General features: G+C 45.2%; 12 protein-coding genes and 1 pseudogene. All 13 read left to right on the forward strand.

The genetic code is table 11. The annotated features are described in order from the left end of the window. Nucleotides 1-55 precede the first annotated feature (55 nt). Nucleotides 56-4,384 carry a PolC-type DNA polymerase III gene (locus MKX60_RS15800; RefSeq protein WP_341060246.1) on the forward strand — a complete coding sequence of 1,443 codons (4,329 nt, stop codon included), beginning with the start codon at nucleotides 56-58 and terminating at the stop codon, nucleotides 4,382-4,384. Nucleotides 4,385-4,583: 199 nt separating this feature from the next. Beyond that, entirely contained in the window at nucleotides 4,584-5,051 is a 468-nt protein-coding gene (rimP, locus tag MKX60_RS15805) for a ribosome maturation factor RimP (RefSeq protein ID WP_042128863.1), read from the forward strand. A 26-nt stretch (nucleotides 5,052-5,077) separates the two neighbouring features. Next, nucleotides 5,078-6,175 (forward strand): transcription termination factor NusA, encoded by a 1,098-nt coding sequence (gene nusA, locus MKX60_RS15810; protein WP_042189417.1) that lies wholly within the window; start codon nucleotides 5,078-5,080, stop codon nucleotides 6,173-6,175. A gap of 27 nt (nucleotides 6,176-6,202) precedes the next feature. Beyond that, nucleotides 6,203-6,511: an RNase P modulator RnpM gene (gene rnpM, locus MKX60_RS15815; protein ID WP_042189416.1), complete on the forward strand. Its 309-nt coding sequence runs from the start codon at nucleotides 6,203-6,205 to the stop codon at nucleotides 6,509-6,511. Next, nucleotides 6,504-6,825, forward strand: a pseudogene (locus MKX60_RS15820) (YlxQ family RNA-binding protein); the annotation flags it as partial. The gene rnpM and the pseudogene MKX60_RS15820, both read left to right, overlap by 8 nt. Further along, complete coding sequence (gene infB / locus MKX60_RS15825) at nucleotides 6,820-9,465, forward strand: translation initiation factor IF-2 (RefSeq protein WP_042189415.1); 2,646 nt, start codon at nucleotides 6,820-6,822, stop codon at nucleotides 9,463-9,465. The pseudogene MKX60_RS15820 and the gene infB, both read left to right, overlap by 6 nt. A gap of 18 nt (nucleotides 9,466-9,483) precedes the next feature. Beyond that, nucleotides 9,484-9,831 (forward strand): 30S ribosome-binding factor RbfA, encoded by a 348-nt coding sequence (gene rbfA, locus MKX60_RS15830; RefSeq protein WP_042128856.1) that lies wholly within the window; start codon nucleotides 9,484-9,486, stop codon nucleotides 9,829-9,831. 70 nt (nucleotides 9,832-9,901) lie between these two features. Further along, on the forward strand, nucleotides 9,902-10,879 hold the full coding sequence (locus tag MKX60_RS15835; RefSeq protein ID WP_341060247.1) for a DHH family phosphoesterase: 978 nt from the start codon (nucleotides 9,902-9,904) through the stop codon (nucleotides 10,877-10,879). After that, entirely contained in the window at nucleotides 10,876-11,790 is a 915-nt protein-coding gene (gene truB, locus MKX60_RS15840; RefSeq protein WP_149646128.1) for a tRNA pseudouridine(55) synthase TruB, read from the forward strand. Before MKX60_RS15835 ends, truB begins: the two co-directional genes overlap by 4 nt. A gap of 37 nt (nucleotides 11,791-11,827) precedes the next feature. Beyond that, nucleotides 11,828-12,775, forward strand: coding sequence for a bifunctional riboflavin kinase/FAD synthetase (locus tag MKX60_RS15845; protein WP_341060248.1), 948 nt, complete (start codon nucleotides 11,828-11,830; stop codon nucleotides 12,773-12,775). 148 nt (nucleotides 12,776-12,923) lie between these two features. After that, a complete protein-coding gene (gene rpsO, locus MKX60_RS15850) occupies nucleotides 12,924-13,193 on the forward strand; it encodes a 30S ribosomal protein S15 (protein ID WP_036656390.1) in 270 nt (89 codons plus the stop codon). Between the two features lie 392 nt (nucleotides 13,194-13,585). Continuing rightward, nucleotides 13,586-15,688 (forward strand): polyribonucleotide nucleotidyltransferase, encoded by a 2,103-nt coding sequence (pnp, locus tag MKX60_RS15855; RefSeq protein ID WP_341060249.1) that lies wholly within the window; start codon nucleotides 13,586-13,588, stop codon nucleotides 15,686-15,688. Nucleotides 15,689-15,935: 247 nt separating this feature from the next. Beyond that, the gene (locus MKX60_RS15860) at nucleotides 15,936-16,919 is read left to right on the forward strand and encodes a polysaccharide deacetylase family protein (protein ID WP_341060250.1); all 984 of its coding nucleotides are present in this window, start codon (nucleotides 15,936-15,938) and stop codon (nucleotides 16,917-16,919) included. Nucleotides 16,920-16,921 lie beyond the last annotated feature (2 nt).

Here is a 16,921-nt window from a genome sequence, read left to right on the forward strand (position 1 = left end):
TTCACTGAATATCATTGATTGTGTTTTACGGAGTTATCAAAGGTGGGAGGAAAGCATGGAACAAAACCAGGAGAGAAGAAAAATATTCGAGCTCTTGATGAAGCAAGGTGAAATTCCACCTGCAATTATGGATCCCTACTTTTTAGATGGATATATAGAGCGTGTAGAGATCAGCCGTGGTAACCGAGACTGGCAAATAGTGATTACGAAAGAAAGTCTGGTTCCAGCGCAGGTATACCGGACATTTTGCCTCAGAATGCGCGAGAAGCTACAGCATATAGCCAAAGTAAGCTTTTTATTCGTATATGATCAAAAAGTTAGTAGAGCAGAGCTAGTCCAAGAATATTGGGGATTGTTTCTGGAGTGGGTGACTCGCGAGATCCCTTCGGTTAATGGCTGGCTGACACGTTCTACCCAAGAGCTTAAAGATGACACTTTAATGCTGACGATGAGTGACTCCACTTCTATGGAGCTGGCTCGTAAAAAAGGCATCGATGGGGCAATTATTAAATTTTATGATAAGTATTTCGGTCTCTCCTTAAAAGTTAAAGTGCTAATGGCAGAGAACGAAAATAATAATGTTGAAGCATACGAAGAATTTCAGCAAAAGCTTCAGCAAGAACAACGCGAGATCGTTGAGCAGATGATGACTGCTGTAGAAACAGAAGCTCCTGCTGATGATAGCGATCCTAATGAAGTAATTAAGCTTCAAGTGGGGTATGAGATTAAGGAACAGGCCGTGCCGATTCTTGAAATTCAAGATGAAGAGAAGAAAATTACAATTCAGGGTACCATTTTTGGTCTGGATCGTAAGGAACTTCGCAATGGCAGTACTTTGTTCACCTTCAGTTTGACCGATTTCACGGATTCTCTACAAATGAAGATGTTCGCGAAGACTAAAGATGATCTGAAGGTTATGAGTCAGCTAGCAAACGGTAAATGGGTAAGAGCACGCGGAAAAGTTGAATATGACCGTTTTATGCAGATTCCTGAGCTAGTGATGATCCCTTCGGATTTAACGGAAGTTAAGGCACCGCCTGCGCGTAAAGATACGGCTCCTAAGAAACGGGTGGAATTCCACCTTCACACTACGATGAGTACGATGGATGCGGTCACTCCGATCACTACCTATGTCAAAACAGCTGCCCAGTGGGGGCATCCTGCGATTGCTATTTCTGATCATGGCGGAGTTCAGGCTTTTCCTGATGCGAACCATGCAGCTCATAAGCATAAGATAAAAATGATTTATGGCGTGGAAGCCAATGTTGTGAATGACTCTGTGAATATTGTCGAGAATGCTCAGCCTTTGGACTTGAAGACAGCTACCTATGTAGTGTTTGATATAGAGACCACGGGGTTATCGATTACCCGCAATAATATTACGGAGCTGGCGGCCATTAAAATGTGTGAGGGCAAAGAAGTAGACCGTTATTCTACTTTTGTTAATCCGCATGAGAAGATCCCTTATCATATTCAGCAATTGACCAATATTACGGATGAAATGGTTAAGGATGCTCCTGATCTTGAACCAGTGCTGCGTAAGTTTGTTGAATTTGTGGGTGATAGTATCCTTGTTGCTCATAACGCCAGATTTGATATGGGTTTTATTCAGGCCTCGTTACGTAAAATAGGTGAACCTGTGCTTCCGAATCCATCTCTTGATACGCTTGAGCTCGCTCGGTTACTATATCCAAGCATGAAGAATCACAGGCTGAACACATTAGCCGATAAATATAAAGTTCTTCTGGAAAGCCATCACCGTGCGATTGATGATACCATAGCGCTCGGCGGTATATTAACAGGATTGCTCGCAGATGCTGAAAAGATGAAGGGCATGACCCGCCTTGATCGACTAAACGATTATGTGGGTAATGATCTTTCGAACACAAGACCATTCCACTGTAATATTTATGCACTTAATCAAGTAGGCAAAAAAAATCTCTATAAGCTCATTTCCATGTCACATACGGAATATTTCAAACGTGTACCATGTATTCCGAAATCCAAGCTGGAAGAGCATAGAGATGGACTGCTCGTAATTTCCGGTTGTGAACGTGGAGAGTTTTTTGAAGCAGTACTCAACAAAACGACTGAGGAAGCCATGGAGGTTGCTCATTTTTATGATGTGCTGGAGATTCAGCCATTGACCATGTACATGCACTTGGTGGACAAGGGTTTTGTAGCAGGCCCTGATGAGCTTCGCGATGTAGTCCGCAAGGTTTGCGAAATAGGGGAACAGTTGAATAAACCTGTTATCGCAACGGGGAATGTGCATTATCTTGAACCCCGGGACAAGCTGTATCGTGATATTACGATTAATGGGATCACAGGCTTTAGTCCGCTTAAAGACCAACGCAAACCGGATGCACACTTCCGCACAACGGATGAAATGCTGTCTGAATTCGAATTTCTCGGTGCTGAAAAAGCGATGGAAGTCGTGGTTACGAATACAGTTGAGCTGGCAGAACGTTTTGAAGAGCTGGAGCTATTTCCAGATAAGCTATTTACACCAATTCTTGAAGGGGCGGACGAAGAAATTCGCGAGACCTGTTATAACACTGCCAAATCCATTTATGGCGAAGAACTACCTGAAGTAGTTATTGCCCGTTTGGAGAAAGAGCTTGCACCGATTATTAAATTCGGGTTCTCTGCCAACTATTTGATTTCTGAACGTCTCGTTAAAAAATCAAATCGAGATGGATATCTCGTAGGCTCGCGGGGTTCTGTAGGTTCTTCTGTAGTAGCTACATTTCTTGGAATTTCAGAAGTTAATCCTTTGCCTGCGCATTATATTTGCCTAAACCCCGAGTGTCGCCATAGTGAATGGTTCCTGGACGGTAGTGTGCGGAGCGGATTCGATTTACCAGATAAAGTCTGCCCGGATTGCGGTCAGAAGCTCAAAGGTGAAGGCCAGGATATTCCGTTCGAGACCTTCCTTGGATTTAAAGGGGATAAAGTTCCCGATATCGACTTGAACTTCTCAGGGGAATATCAGCCGAATGCACATAACTTTACCAAAGAAATGTTTGGTGAGAAAAATGTATTCCGTGCCGGAACGATTGGTACCGTAGCTGAGAAGACAGCTTTCGGATTTGCAAAAAAATACGAAGAACTTCACCAGAAACGTTGGCGTGGAGCTGAAGTTGGCCGTCTGGCGGCCGGTTGTACAGGCGTTAAACGTAGTACGGGACAGCATCCTGGTGGTATAGTCGTTGTTCCAGACTATATGGAGGTAGAAGATATTACGCCAGTACAATTCCCGGCGGATGATGTCAATGCCGAATGGAAGACCACACACTTTGATTATCACGCTTTTGACGCGAATCTGCTGAAGCTTGATATTCTGGGTCATGATGATCCGACGATGATGCGGATGCTGCAGGATTTGACAGGTGTTGATCCAACTTCTATCCCGATGAATGATCCGAAAGTAATGAGCATGTTTAACTCTACAGATGCGCTTGGAGTGAGACCTGACGAAATCAGATCACCGGTTGCGACCTATGGTGTGCCCGAAATGGGTACCAAATTCGTACGTCAAATGCTTATTGAGTCGAAACCATCCAGCTTTGCTGACTTACTACAAATATCAGGTTTGTCTCATGGTACTGGAGTTTGGCTTGGTAACGCGCAAGAGCTTATAAAGAATAACACTTGTAACATTAAGACCGTTATCGGTTGTCGGGATGACATCATGCTCTTCTTAATTTATAAAGCGGGAATGGATGCGAGCTTGGCCTTTAAAATTACCGAGAGTGTTCGTAAAGGTAAAGGTTTATCTGACGAATGGATCGAGGAAATGAAAAAGTGCAAGGTTCCACAATGGTATATTGATTCTTGTCTGAAGATTCAATACATGTTCCCGAAGGCGCATGCTGCTGCATACGTAATTTCTGCAGTACGTACCGCCTACTTCAAGCTGTATCATCCTATTGAATATTATGCGACTTATTTCTCTGTACGTGCAGCAGATTTTGATATTGAATTGTGCTGTAAGGGATATGAAGCGATCAACCGTCAGATCGTAGAAATTGAGCAAAAAGGATTTCAAGCCTTGCCAAAGGAAAAGGCTATGTTGCCTGTCCTTGAGATGGCTTTGGAGATGACGGCACGTGGGTTTACATTCAAAAACATTGATCTTTACCGTTCGGAAGCGAATAAGTTTATTGTTGATGACAAGAGTTTGATTCCTCCGTTTTCCGCATTAGCGGGAATTGGTGAGAATGCTGCTATCAACATTGCAGCTGCGAAAGATGCCGGGGAGTTCCTTTCTATTGAGGATTTCCAGCAAAAATCCAAGGCGAGTAAGACAGTTATTGAGCTGCTAACCAATATGGGCTGCTTCCGCGGCCTACCGGAGAGCAATCAACTTTCCCTATTTTAAAGGCTTTAACAACACTTATTTCATGGCTAGAAAAGAGAGCTCCAAAGGGGGAGTCAAGGGCTAGCACTTGTCAGTCCAGACTCACTATGGTATAATTTCTTTGGTAATAATGAGATAAGTCCGTTGTGTAAAGAGTGGGGAAACCCACTCTTTATCTTTGGTATATAGCAAAAGACAAGTTCGTGGAGGTAATTTTCTTTTGAGCACACCCAAATCTAAAATTAAACAAACGGTAGAGCAGATGCTCGGGCCCTATCTCGACGACAATGGTTTCGAACTGGTGGACGTTGAATACGTGAAGGAAGGCTCCAATTGGTTTCTGCGTATATTCGTAGATAAAGAAGGCGGCATTGATATTGATGACTGCGGAAGCATTAGCGAATATTTCAGTCAGCAGTTGGATGAGAATGATCCTATCCCTGAGGCATATTTCCTTGAGGTTTCCTCACCGGGAGCAGAGCGTCCTCTCAAAAAAGCTGCGGATGTAGCTAAAGCGGTAGGTAAGGACGTGTATGTGACTGTTTATGAGCCGATTCAAGGACTCAAAGAATTTGAAGGTCGTTTGCTCTCGTTCGAGAACGAGGAACTGCTCATCTCCGCGGGCAAAAAAGAACATGTAGTACCGTATGCCAAAGTCGCAAGCGCGAGATTGGCCATTATTTTTTAACGTCTTGAAAGGGGGGCCGGAAATTCATGAGTATGGAGTTTATTGAAGCAATGAATGAGCTGGAAAGGGAGAGAGGCATCAGTAAAGATGTGCTGTTCGAAGCGATCGAAGCGGCGCTGATCTCTAGTTATAAACGTAATTTCAATGCAGCACAGAACGTGCGTGTTGACATGAACCGCAACACAGGTGTCATTAAAGTGTTTGCCCGCAAGCTAATTGTTGAAGAGGTCCTGGATACAAGGACTGAAATCTCATTGCCGGCAGCCAGAGAAATTAACCCGCATTTCCAGCTTGAAGACATTGCTGAGCTTGAAGTAACACCACGTGATTTCGGGCGTATTGCTGCACAGACTGCAAAGCAGGTTGTAACACAACGGATTCGCGAAGCAGAACGTGGACTCATCTATAATGCCTTTATTGACAAAGAAGATGATATTGTAACAGGACTTGTACAACGTCAAGATATGCGGAACATTTACATTGATCTTGGTAAAATCGAAGCGGTCTTGCCGCTTAGTGAATTGATGCCAGGTGAGAAGTTTAAACAAAGCGAGCGTATCAAGGCTTATATCACTAAAGTTGAGAACACCACTAAAGGACCGCAAATTATGCTGTCCCGCAGTCATCCCGGATTGCTGAAGCGTCTGTTCGAACTAGAAGTTCCGGAAATTTTTGATGGTGTAGTTGAAATTCGTTCCGTAGCTCGTGAAGCTGGCTTCCGTTCGAAGATTGCTGTGTATTCCCGCAATCCGGAAGTGGATCCAGTTGGTTCTTGCGTAGGCCCAAGAGGAACACGCGTTCAAACCATCGTTACTGAGCTTCGTGGCGAGAAGATCGATATCGTCCGTTACTCTGATCTGGTGCAGGAGTATGTCGCTAATGCACTCAGCCCTTCTAAGGTGCTTGAAGTTCAAGTCTTTGAAGCAGAGAAAATGGCACGGGTGATCGTTCCTGATTATCAATTATCACTGGCAATCGGTATTAAAGGGCAAAATGCACGTCTTGCCGCTAAGCTTACCGGCTGGAAAATTGATATCAAGAGTGAAAGTCAAGCGGAGCAGGAATACGGTAGACCGAGAACTTCTATTGATGAAATGCATCAGGATTCCGTCTCTATTGATTAATTAACCTGCTTGACGGGAGGCGTATGTATGAAACAAAGAAAGGTGCCGCTGCGCAAATGCGTTGCTACCCAGGAGATGATGCCGAAAAAAGAGCTGATTCGAGTGGTTAGAACGCCCGAGGGCGAAGTACTGATTGATCTGACAGGTAAGAAGTCAGGCCGTGGTGCTTACATATGCGGCAAGCTTGAATGCTTTAAGCTGGCACAGAAGAATAAAGCACTTGACCGCGCTTTGAAATGTCAAGTGAGTCCTGAAATCTATGACCAGCTTGCCCGGGAGTTTACTTCCGTGGAAGAGCAGTTTCTAGCAGCAAAGGATAGTGAGGATAATGAGTAAGGCGCTTTCTTATTTAGGGCTTGCCATGAGAGCAGGCAAGATAGTCACCGGCGATGAGGCTGTACTCAAAGCTGTACGGTCTTCAGAGGCGAAGCTGGTCGTTCTGGCAGGTGACGCTTCAGATAATACCCAAAAAAAGTTCCGTGATAAATGCGGAACCTACGATATTCCACTAGTAATCGCATTTCACCGAGACAGCCTCGGTGCAAGTATTGGTAAAGACCAGCGTGTAGTACTGGCCATTACGGATAAAGGATTCGCGGAAATGATCTCCAAGCAACTCGGAGATACTGTCGGAGGTGGATTTATTGACTAAAGAAGAGAACAAAGATAAATTGCGCGTGTACGAATACGCCAAGTCACTAAACATGAGCAGTAAAGAAATTATTACAATTCTGAAGCGTTTGAATGTCCCTGTGAATAATCATATGAGTGTCATGGAGAACGGTTCCGTGAACAAAGTAGAGCAATTCTTCAAGGATATCAAGTCGAACGCTGCAGCCAAACGGGATACCAGCTCTAGCAGCCGTCCGGTGACAACCGGTGCGGTAACTGCCGAACCCCAAAGTGCTCAGAATGCCAACAAAAATCAACAGGAAAAGCAGGTAGGTATGAACAGTAACCAAAACAACAACCAATCGACGACGTCCCCAAGGCCCCAAAGCGGACAAGATTCCCGCAGAACAACAACAGGTTCAACGCAGAATGCACGTCCGCAACAAAGCGGAGCTCCACGTACTAACAGTACTAGCGGAAGCCGTCCGCAAGGAAGTAGCACAGGCGGCAATCGTCCACAAGGTAGCAACACTGGTGGCAGCCGTCCGCAAGGAAGTAATACTGGCAGCCGTCCACAAGGTAGCAGTACCGGTGGTAGCCGTCCGCAAGGTAGCAGCACTGGTGGCAGCCGTCCGCAAGGTAGTAATACCGGTGGTAGCCGTCCACAAGGAAGCAATACTGGCAGCCGTCCGCAAGGACAAAGCAGTGCACCTCGCACTGACAGCCGCCCACAAGGTCAATCTGGCACTGGCGGTGGCTTCACACGCGGTGACGACAGAGGTCCTAAGAAGAACACAACTGGTGGTAGACCAAATACGAACAATAGACGGTTTGATGATGGCAAAGGCGGTAACTACCGCGGTCGTGGTGGTAAGAATGGCCGCGGCAAGAATCAGCCAATGGTTCACCGTGAGAAGATCGATAACACACCTAAGAAGATTATCGTTCGTGGTAGCATGACTGTTGGTGAAACAGCAAAATTGCTTCACAAAGACGCTTCTGAAGTAATTAAGAAGCTGATCTCTATGGGTGTTATGGCAACCATCAACCAAGAGCTGGATATCGACACCATCCTGCTACTCGCTGCTGAATTCGGCGTAGAAGTAGAAGTGAAGATTCCTGTTGATGAGGATAGCTTTGAAACTGTGGAAGAGAATGATGCTGAAGAAGAACTTCAGTCACGTCCTCCAGTAGTTACGATCATGGGTCACGTTGACCACGGTAAAACTACTTTGCTGGATGCCATTCGTTCGACGAGTGTATCTCTAGGCGAAGCAGGCGGAATCACACAGCATATCGGTGCTTATCAAGTTGAAATCAACCAGAAGAAAATCACGTTCCTAGATACACCTGGTCACGAAGCATTTACTGCTATGCGTGCTCGTGGTGCACAGGTAACAGATATGACTATTATCGTAGTTGCTGCTGATGACGGTGTTATGCCTCAGACCGTTGAAGCTATTGCACACGCTAAGGCTGCTGGACTTCCAATTATTGTCGCTGTTAATAAAATCGACAAGCCGGGTGCAGATCCTGACAAAGTGAAGCAAGAGCTTACAAGCTATGAACTCGTTCCTGAAGAGTGGGGCGGAGATACCATCTTCGTTAACCTTTCTGCAAAACAACGTATTAACTTGGAAGAACTGCTGGAAATGATTCTGCTCGTTGCTGAAGTAAATGAGTACAAAGCGAACCCTGACAAACGGGCACGCGGTACTGTTATAGAAGCTGAGCTTGATAAGAATCGTGGACCAGTTGCACGTGTTCTGGTACAGAACGGTACATTGAAAGTCGGCGATGCATTTGTAGCAGGTAACTGCTTCGGACGTGTACGTGCGATGGTTAATGATAAAGGACGTAAGATCAAGGAAGCTGGACCTTCCACTCCAGTAGAAATTACTGGTTTGACTGAGGTACCACAAGCTGGCGATCCGTTTATGGCTTTCGAAGACGAGCGTAAAGCCCGTGCGATTGCTGATAGACGTTCCACATCCCAACGTCAATCTGAGCTGAATACGAACACCCGTGTAACATTGGATGATTTGTTCCAGCACATTAAAGACGGCGAGATCAAAGACCTTAACGTTATCATTAAAGCTGACGTACAAGGTTCAGTCGAGGCACTTAAAGGTTCCCTGGCTAAGATCGAAGTGGAAGGCGTCCGCGTGAAGATCATTCACAGCGGTGCTGGTGCCATTACGGAATCCGATATTACACTTGCAGCAGCATCTAATGCTATTGTTATTGGCTTTAACGTTCGTCCGGACGCTCAGACCAAGGCAGCTGCTGAACAAGAAAAAGTAGATGTTCGTCTCCATAACATCATCTACAATGTAATCGAGGAAATCGAAAGTGCAATGAAGGGTATGCTTGATCCTATCTATAAAGAGAACGTTATCGGTCACGCTGAAGTACGTAGCGTCTTCAAAATCAGTAAAGTGGGTACCATTGCAGGTTGTATGGTAATTGATGGTAAAATTACCCGTAATGCTGAAATGCGCTTGATCCGTAGCGGAATCGTTGTATTTACAGGTAAAGTTGATACCTTGAAACGCTTTAAAGATGATGCCAAAGAAGTGGCGCAAGGTTATGAATGCGGCATAACTTTGGAACGCTATAATGACGTCCAAGAGGGCGACATTATCGAAGCGTTTCTTATGGAAACTGTAGAGCGCTAAGCGAAGAGGTGAATATAGATGTCTAAAATTAGAGCAGGACGAGTGGGCGAGCAGATCAAGAAAGAGCTTAGTCAACTTATCCAAAGCGGACTGAAAGATCCTCGAATCGGTTTTGTAACTGTAACTGGCGTAGACGTGACTAACGATCTGTCGCAAGCGAAAGTATACCTAAGCGTGTTCGGGGATGAAGAGCAGAAGTCAGGCTCCCTTAAAGCGATTGAGAAAGCTAATGGTTTTCTTCGCTCCGAGCTTGGCAAGGCGATTCGCCTTCGGCATACACCGGAACTGATCTTCAAGATCGATGAATCTGTCGCTTATGGCAGTCACATTGAGAAACTTCTTGGAGAGCTTCATAAGAACGATTAGAAATAGGTACTAAAAGGAGTTCAAAATAGCTCAAGGCTATTTTGAACAACCTTTATAAAGGAGACGGCGAATGCAGAGCTATGAACAAAGTCTCCAGCAGACCCGTGAGTTTCTGCTGGAACACGACGATTACCTTGTAGTGTCGCATGTTCAGCCGGACGGAGATGCAGTCAGCTCCACCCTAGCGGTGGGCTGGCTTCTCTCATGTCTGGGCAAAAAATACACTATGCTGAATGAAGGACCGATACCGAAGCGGATGGAATATTTATGGCATTCGGATGAAATCATCAATATGGCCTCTAGTGAGCCGCCCCGTCAATACAGCAATGTGATCTGTGTGGATTGTGCTGATTTTCAGCGAGTAGGATTGACTCATCGCTATTTTGCGAAGGATGCTCTAATCCTGAACATTGACCATCATCCCACTAACAACGGTTATGGACTTGTGAATTTAATCAAACCGGATGCTGCTGCGACTGCGGAAATTTTGTTCGATCTGCTGAAGACGTTCGATATTGAATGGGACATTGATATCGCCACAGCTTTATACACAGGTCTTTTGACAGATACTGGTGGATTTCGATATACCAATACATCACCAAAAGTAATGGCAGCCGTATCTGAACTGCTTTCTTATGGCGTTAACGGTCCTGAACTGGCTGAGACATTACTTGAAGAAATGACATTGCCGCAGATTAAAATTTTAAATAAAGCGTTAAATACTCTTCAATTATCACCCGAAGGGGATATTGCCTGGCTCTATGTTACACCGGAGGATATGATTGAATGTGCTGCTGCTAATGAAGATTTAGAAGGTCTCGTGAACTACCCTCGCAATATTAGAGGTGTGGAAGTAGGGATTCTGTTCAAAGTCATTCATGAACATGCGGTTAAAGTTAGTTTGCGTTCTGCGGGTAAGGTCGACGTGGCTGATCTAGCGCAAACGTTTGGAGGTGGCGGTCATACCCGTGCTGCAGGTGCGCGTATAGAAGCTACACTCGAAACGGCAATAGCGCAGGTGCTTGAGGAGGTAAGACGTCATTTATGAGTGAATTAGAAGGTGTACTGGCGGTTTACAAGCCAGCCGGGTTCACTTCACATGATGTTGTGGCCAAGGCACGTCGTATTCTCGGCATGAAACGGATCGGACATACGGGAACGCTTGATCCACAGGTAACAGGTGTGCTGCCACTTTGTCTGGGCCGTGCTACTCGTGTCGTGGAGTATATTCAGGAGTTGCCCAAAGAATATGTGGCAACACTGAGACTAGGGATGTCCAGTGATACTGAGGACTTAACTGGGACTATTATAGAAACTGTAGATGAGGTGCATGTAACTGAAGAAGAGATTCTATCAGTGCTTGCTTCATTTAAAGGGGTTATTTCTCAGGTTCCACCAATGTATTCTGCGGTTAAAGTTGACGGCAAACGTCTTTATGAGTTAGCAAGAGAAGGTAAAACCGTTGAACGTAAAAGCCGTGAAGTAGAGATTTATGAAATTGAAATGACGGATATGACTTGGGAAGGCAATCATCCCGATATCACATTCCGGGTGCTTTGCTCTAAGGGGACGTACATTCGTACGCTCTGTGTCGATATCGGACGAGCACTTGGACTGCCGGGTGTGATGGTGAAACTAGAGAGAACAATGTCGGCAGGGATTTCTGCCAGTCATTGTCTTACGCTAGAGGATATTGCGATTCACAAAGAAGCCGGAACATTGGAAGATCATTTAATCGCTGCAGACGAAGCCATTTCTCATATGCCAAAGCACACTGTAATGGATGAGAAAAAGAAGGCAGCTTTGCAGGGGCAGCGTTTGTCCTCACGATTTATCGCTCCAGAGGTGAAGACAAACAGTCAATTTCGGCTATACGATCTTCAAGGTGGATTTCTTGGCATTTATGAATTGGAAGATACAGGTGCAATTGCTCCAGTGAAGGTATTTGCACAAGCTTAAATCAATTTTACCAAGTGAATTGTAGGTGAGAAACAGCGTGAGAACCGTAACGTTAACCTATCCGATGTCTCCGGAGACTGCTGCAGAGTGGGCTCAGCCTCAAGTGGCTGCTCTAGGGCAGTTTGACGGATTGCATCGTGGACATGCTAGCGTCATTACATCCGCTGTGGCCCTAGCCCGTAAACAAGGTGTGCCGGCCGCAGTCCTTACATTTCATCCCCATCCTAAAGATGTTATGGGTAAGGGTGATTATGAAGGGTATTTGACGCCACCCGTAGAAAAGCAGGAGATTCTTGCTAGTTTGGGTGTCGATATCTTATATGTTATTGAATTTAACGAGCAGCTTTCCCGTGTAAGTCCACAGAATTTTGTCTCTGTTATGCTTTTACCGCTACATATTGTAACTGCAGTTGTCGGCTTTGACTTTCGTTTTGGTTCTCAAGGTGAAGGCGATGTTGAAATGCTTCGCAAGCTGGGTGAAGGTGTTATGAATGTAGAGGTTGCTCCCCCTTTTCTGTTAGATGGTGAGAAGGTCAGCAGCTCCGGCATTCGTAAAAGTCTCCAAAACGGGGATTTAGAGCTGGCAAACTCCTGGTTCGGACGTAGCTACTATCTGCGCGGTGAAGTGGGTCATGGTGAGAAGAGAGGTCGCACCATTGGTTTTCCAACGGCGAACTTGAAGCTCAGTGCTCATTTTGTCATTCCGACTAAAGGTGTATATGCGGTCCGAGTCTTTTATAAGGATAAAGTTTTGTACGGGGTCATGAATGTGGGCGTTAAACCTACCTTTCATGAGGGGGTATTGACGCCAAGCTTTGAGGTCCATCTGTTTGACTTCGAAGGTGATTTGTATGATCAAGAGCTCAAGGTAGAGTTAGTATCTTACATTCGTCCTGAACGAAAATTCGAATCCATCGGTGCATTGATTACTCAAATCGGTGAGGATGCAGAAACCGCAAAGAAGATTTTGGGGTATAATCTATAGTCATCCCGGACAAGCCGTTTACTTTTGTTAATGGAGATGCTATACTAATAAACGTTGCTGGCTTACAGCACCATAACCTTAGCTTGGTTGCACGTTCTCACCGACGGTGACGAGGCTAATGGCGATTATATTGAAGGAGGTGAACAGGATGGCATTAACTCAAGAACGTAAACATCAATTGATCGACGAGCACAAAACTCACGAATCCGATACTGGATCCCCTGAGGTGCAAGTTGCTATCCTAACGGAGAACATCGTTAATTTGACTGACCACTTGCGTACGCACAAGAAAGATCATCACTCCCGTCGCGGATTGTTGAAAATGGTTGGACAACGTCGTAAACTTCTGGCGTATTTGAAAAACAAAGACATCAGACGTTACAGCGCCCTGATCGAAAGACTGGGATTGCGTCGTTAATTTTCCATAAGATAACCCTTAAAGCAGCCTGGTTGTATACCGTATGTCCTTCTCGGAGCGACAGCGGGACAGCTGGGTTGCTTTTTGAAAATTTAGGGAAAACTTTATAGCAAGACTGATGAGATTATTCGTAAAAACGGCCACTTTACATCATCTGTAAGACTTAGCCGTTTCTTCTTATATGCATACAGAACAGGCTACATACCTTAAATTATAAGAAAGTATAAGTTTCATGCTATACTTTATCCTTATAATTCTCGCATAAACGCTACCGTCCTTATAAGGACGCCGAAGGCGTTTTTACCTTAGGGACAAGCCTTTCCGATTCATTAGATCGATATGTGAACCTGCAATATTTGACTGCGGGTCTACTACTATTCAAGGAGGTATTTATGGAAAAACGTGTAGAAATGCAGCTAGGCGGAAGACGCCTTGTGCTGGAAACGGGCCGACTAGCTAAACAAGCAAACGCAGCCGTTATGGTGCGTTATGGGGATACTTCGGTATTATGTACCGTTACGGCTTCGAAAGAGCCGAAGGACCTGGATTTTTTCCCGCTTACAGTTAACTATGAGGAAAGATTATATGCGGTAGGTAAAATTCCGGGCGGATTTATTAAACGGGAAGGCAGACCGAGTGAGAAAGCGATTCTGTCCAGCCGTTTGACTGACCGTCCAATCAGACCACTGTTCCCTGAAGGTTTCCGTAACGATGTTCAGGTATTGAACATGGTAATGAGTGTGGATCAGGACTGCGCACCAGATATTGCTGCTATGATCGGTACTTCAGCTGCACTTAGTATTTCCGATGTGCCTTTTGATGGACCCATCGGCGGCGTTGCTGTAGGTCGGATTAATGGAGAATTTGTGATCAATCCGGATATGGCTCAGCAAGCAATCAGTGATATTTATGTAGTGGTTGCTGGAACGAAGGAAGCAATCATGATGGTTGAAGCAGAAGCGAACGAAGTGACGGAAGATGTGATGCTCGAAGCGATTATGTTCGGTCATGATGAAATCCGTAAGATCGTTGCAACCATTGAAGACCTGGTCAAAGTGGCTGGTAAAGAAAAAATGGCTGTGAAGCTGCATGCAGTGAATGCTGACGTGAATACTGAGGTCCGTGCATTTGCTGAGGCTCGTCTGGTGGAAGCCGTTAAAATTGCTGAAAAACATGCTCGTCAGGAAGCGATTGATGTCGTTAATGATGAAGCGGTTGCGTATTTCGTAGAGAAGTACATAGAAGCACCGGAGCTTCTGAAAGATGTTAAAGAAGTCCTACATGATATCGTGAAGGATGAAGTAAGACGTCTAATCACGCATGATAAGGTTCGTCCAGATGGACGTAAACTTGATGAAATCCGTCCGATTGAATGTGATACAAGCCTGTTGCCGCGTACACACGGTTCCGGTCTGTTCACACGTGGACAAACACAAATCCTTAGCGTTTGTACCCTTGGAGCTCTAGGTGATGTACAAATCCTCGACGGAATCGATCCTACTGAAACGAAACGTTTCATGCACCATTATAACTTCCCTCCGTTCAGCGTAGGGGAAGCTCGTCCGCTTAGAGCACCAGGACGACGTGAAATCGGTCACGGAGCACTTGGAGAACGTGCATTATCCAAGGTAATTCCTAGCGAAACTGAATTCCCGTACACGATTCGTCTAGTATCAGAAGCGATTGAATCTAACGGTTCTACTTCACAGGCAAGTATCTGTGCCAGCATTCTGGCTATGATGGACGCTGGTGTGCCAATCAAAGCACCAGTAGCCGGAGTAGCAATGGGTCTGATCAAAGACGGAGATCATGTCTCCATCCTGACGGATATTCAAGGTATGGAAGATCATCTCGGGGATATGGACTTCAAGGTAGCTGGTACAGCAGAAGGTGTTACAGCTATTCAAATGGACATTAAGATTGCCGGTATCGACCGCAACATTCTTCAAGATGCACTTCAACAGGCTAAAGAAGGCCGTCTGTTCATCTTGGACAAAATGAATGAAGCGATCTCTGCGCCAAGACCTAATCTGTCCAAATATGCTCCAAAAATCATTATTATCAACATCAATCCGGACAAAATCCGTGATGTTATCGGTGCTGGTGGTAAGATTATCAATAAAATTATTGAAGAAACCGGCGTGAAAATCGACATCGAACAAGATGGCCGTGTCTTTATCGGTTCTTCAGATGAAGAAATGATCCAAAAGGCTCGTTCGATTATCGAAGGTCTTGTGCGTGAAGTACAAGTCGGAGAAATCTATGTGGGTACAGTTAGACGTATTGAGAAATTTGGTGCATTTGTTGAACTTATTCCGGGCAAAGACGGATTGGTACACATTTCCCAATTGTCTACTGAGCGTGTAGCTAAGGTAGAAGATGTTGTTGCTATTGGTGACACCATTACCGTAAAAGTTACCGAGATCGATCTACAAGGCCGGGTTAACCTGTCTCGTAAAGCAGTGTTGACTTCGGAAACTGGAGCTAAAGCGTAAGATTGATCTTAGTAATAACCTTTACTAAAGGGATCTAATTTCATTATTAAAAGAGACAGAAGCGATTTGCGTTCTGGCTCTTTTTTTATATGAACGAAGCTGGAAAACTGTAGCAAACATTCCTATCTATTAGTCTTGTATCTGTTCATGACATAAATTCCTCCCTTGTCTCATAGATTGGGACAAAGTGTCTTTGTAATCGTGTGGAACGAACCTGAAATTCGTTTCTACCGGGGAGGAAGTCGTCATGAAGACGGAAAAAGTGGCATTAGTGGTTGCTTGTGTAGCAATCGTGATAGGAATTGGTAGCACACAGGGACCAGTCAAGGACATGCTTGCGCAATTGAAGCCGCAGGATGATCTTGCGGTGTGGATGGATATCCCTAAGGCGGCGAACAACGATCTTCGTCTGAGGATTGAGACCGCCGCGGCCAAGCTAAATGCACCTCCAGTGGATGCAGTGGTTGACCGGGTGTGGAAAGCCATTCCTGGTTATAACGGACTTGAGATTGATGTAGAGAGTACCTATCGGAATGCTCTTTTGGCACCAAAAGAACCCATAAAGTTAGTGTATCGGCAGATCGAACCAAAAGTATCGTTAAATGAACTGGGAGCAGAACCTATATATCGAGGAAATCCGGTGAAACCGATGGTATCACTGATGATTAATGTGGCTTGGGGGAATCAGTATATCGTGCCAATGCTGGATATTTTGGATGAAGAGAACGTGAAAGTTACGTTTTTTCTGGATGGAAGCTGGCTGAGTAAGAATCCAGAGCTTGCTACAGAAATGTTAAAGCGTGGTCATGAGATGGAGAATCACGCCTATACCCACCCCAATATGAGTACTTTAAGTCGAGCGCGGGCTACCGTTGAGATTGAGAAGACGCAAAAGCTGCTAAAGGAATCGCTTGGAGTCACTAATAAATGGTTCGCGCCTCCATCTGGTGATTTCGATCAAGAGACAGTAGAAATCGCTAGCAGCTTGGGCTTAAAGACTGTACTCTGGACTGTAGATACGGTGGATTGGCGCAATCCTTCTCCTGAATCTATAGTTGCTAAAATCACAAGCAAAGCTGAACCCGGCACACTTGTTCTAATGCATCCTACTGCCTCATCCTCCAAGGCGCTGAAGGCCATGATACACGGGATAAAGGCAAAAGGGTTACAGCTAGGAACAGTTAGCCAAACGCTGTCAGCGGAGCGTCTAATCCCCTCTGATGTTGAGTGAGT

The sequence above is a fragment of the Paenibacillus sp. FSL R5-0914 genome, assembly GCF_038004525.1.
In the GTDB taxonomy this organism is placed as follows: Bacteria; Bacillota; Bacilli; order Paenibacillales; family Paenibacillaceae; genus Paenibacillus_AQ.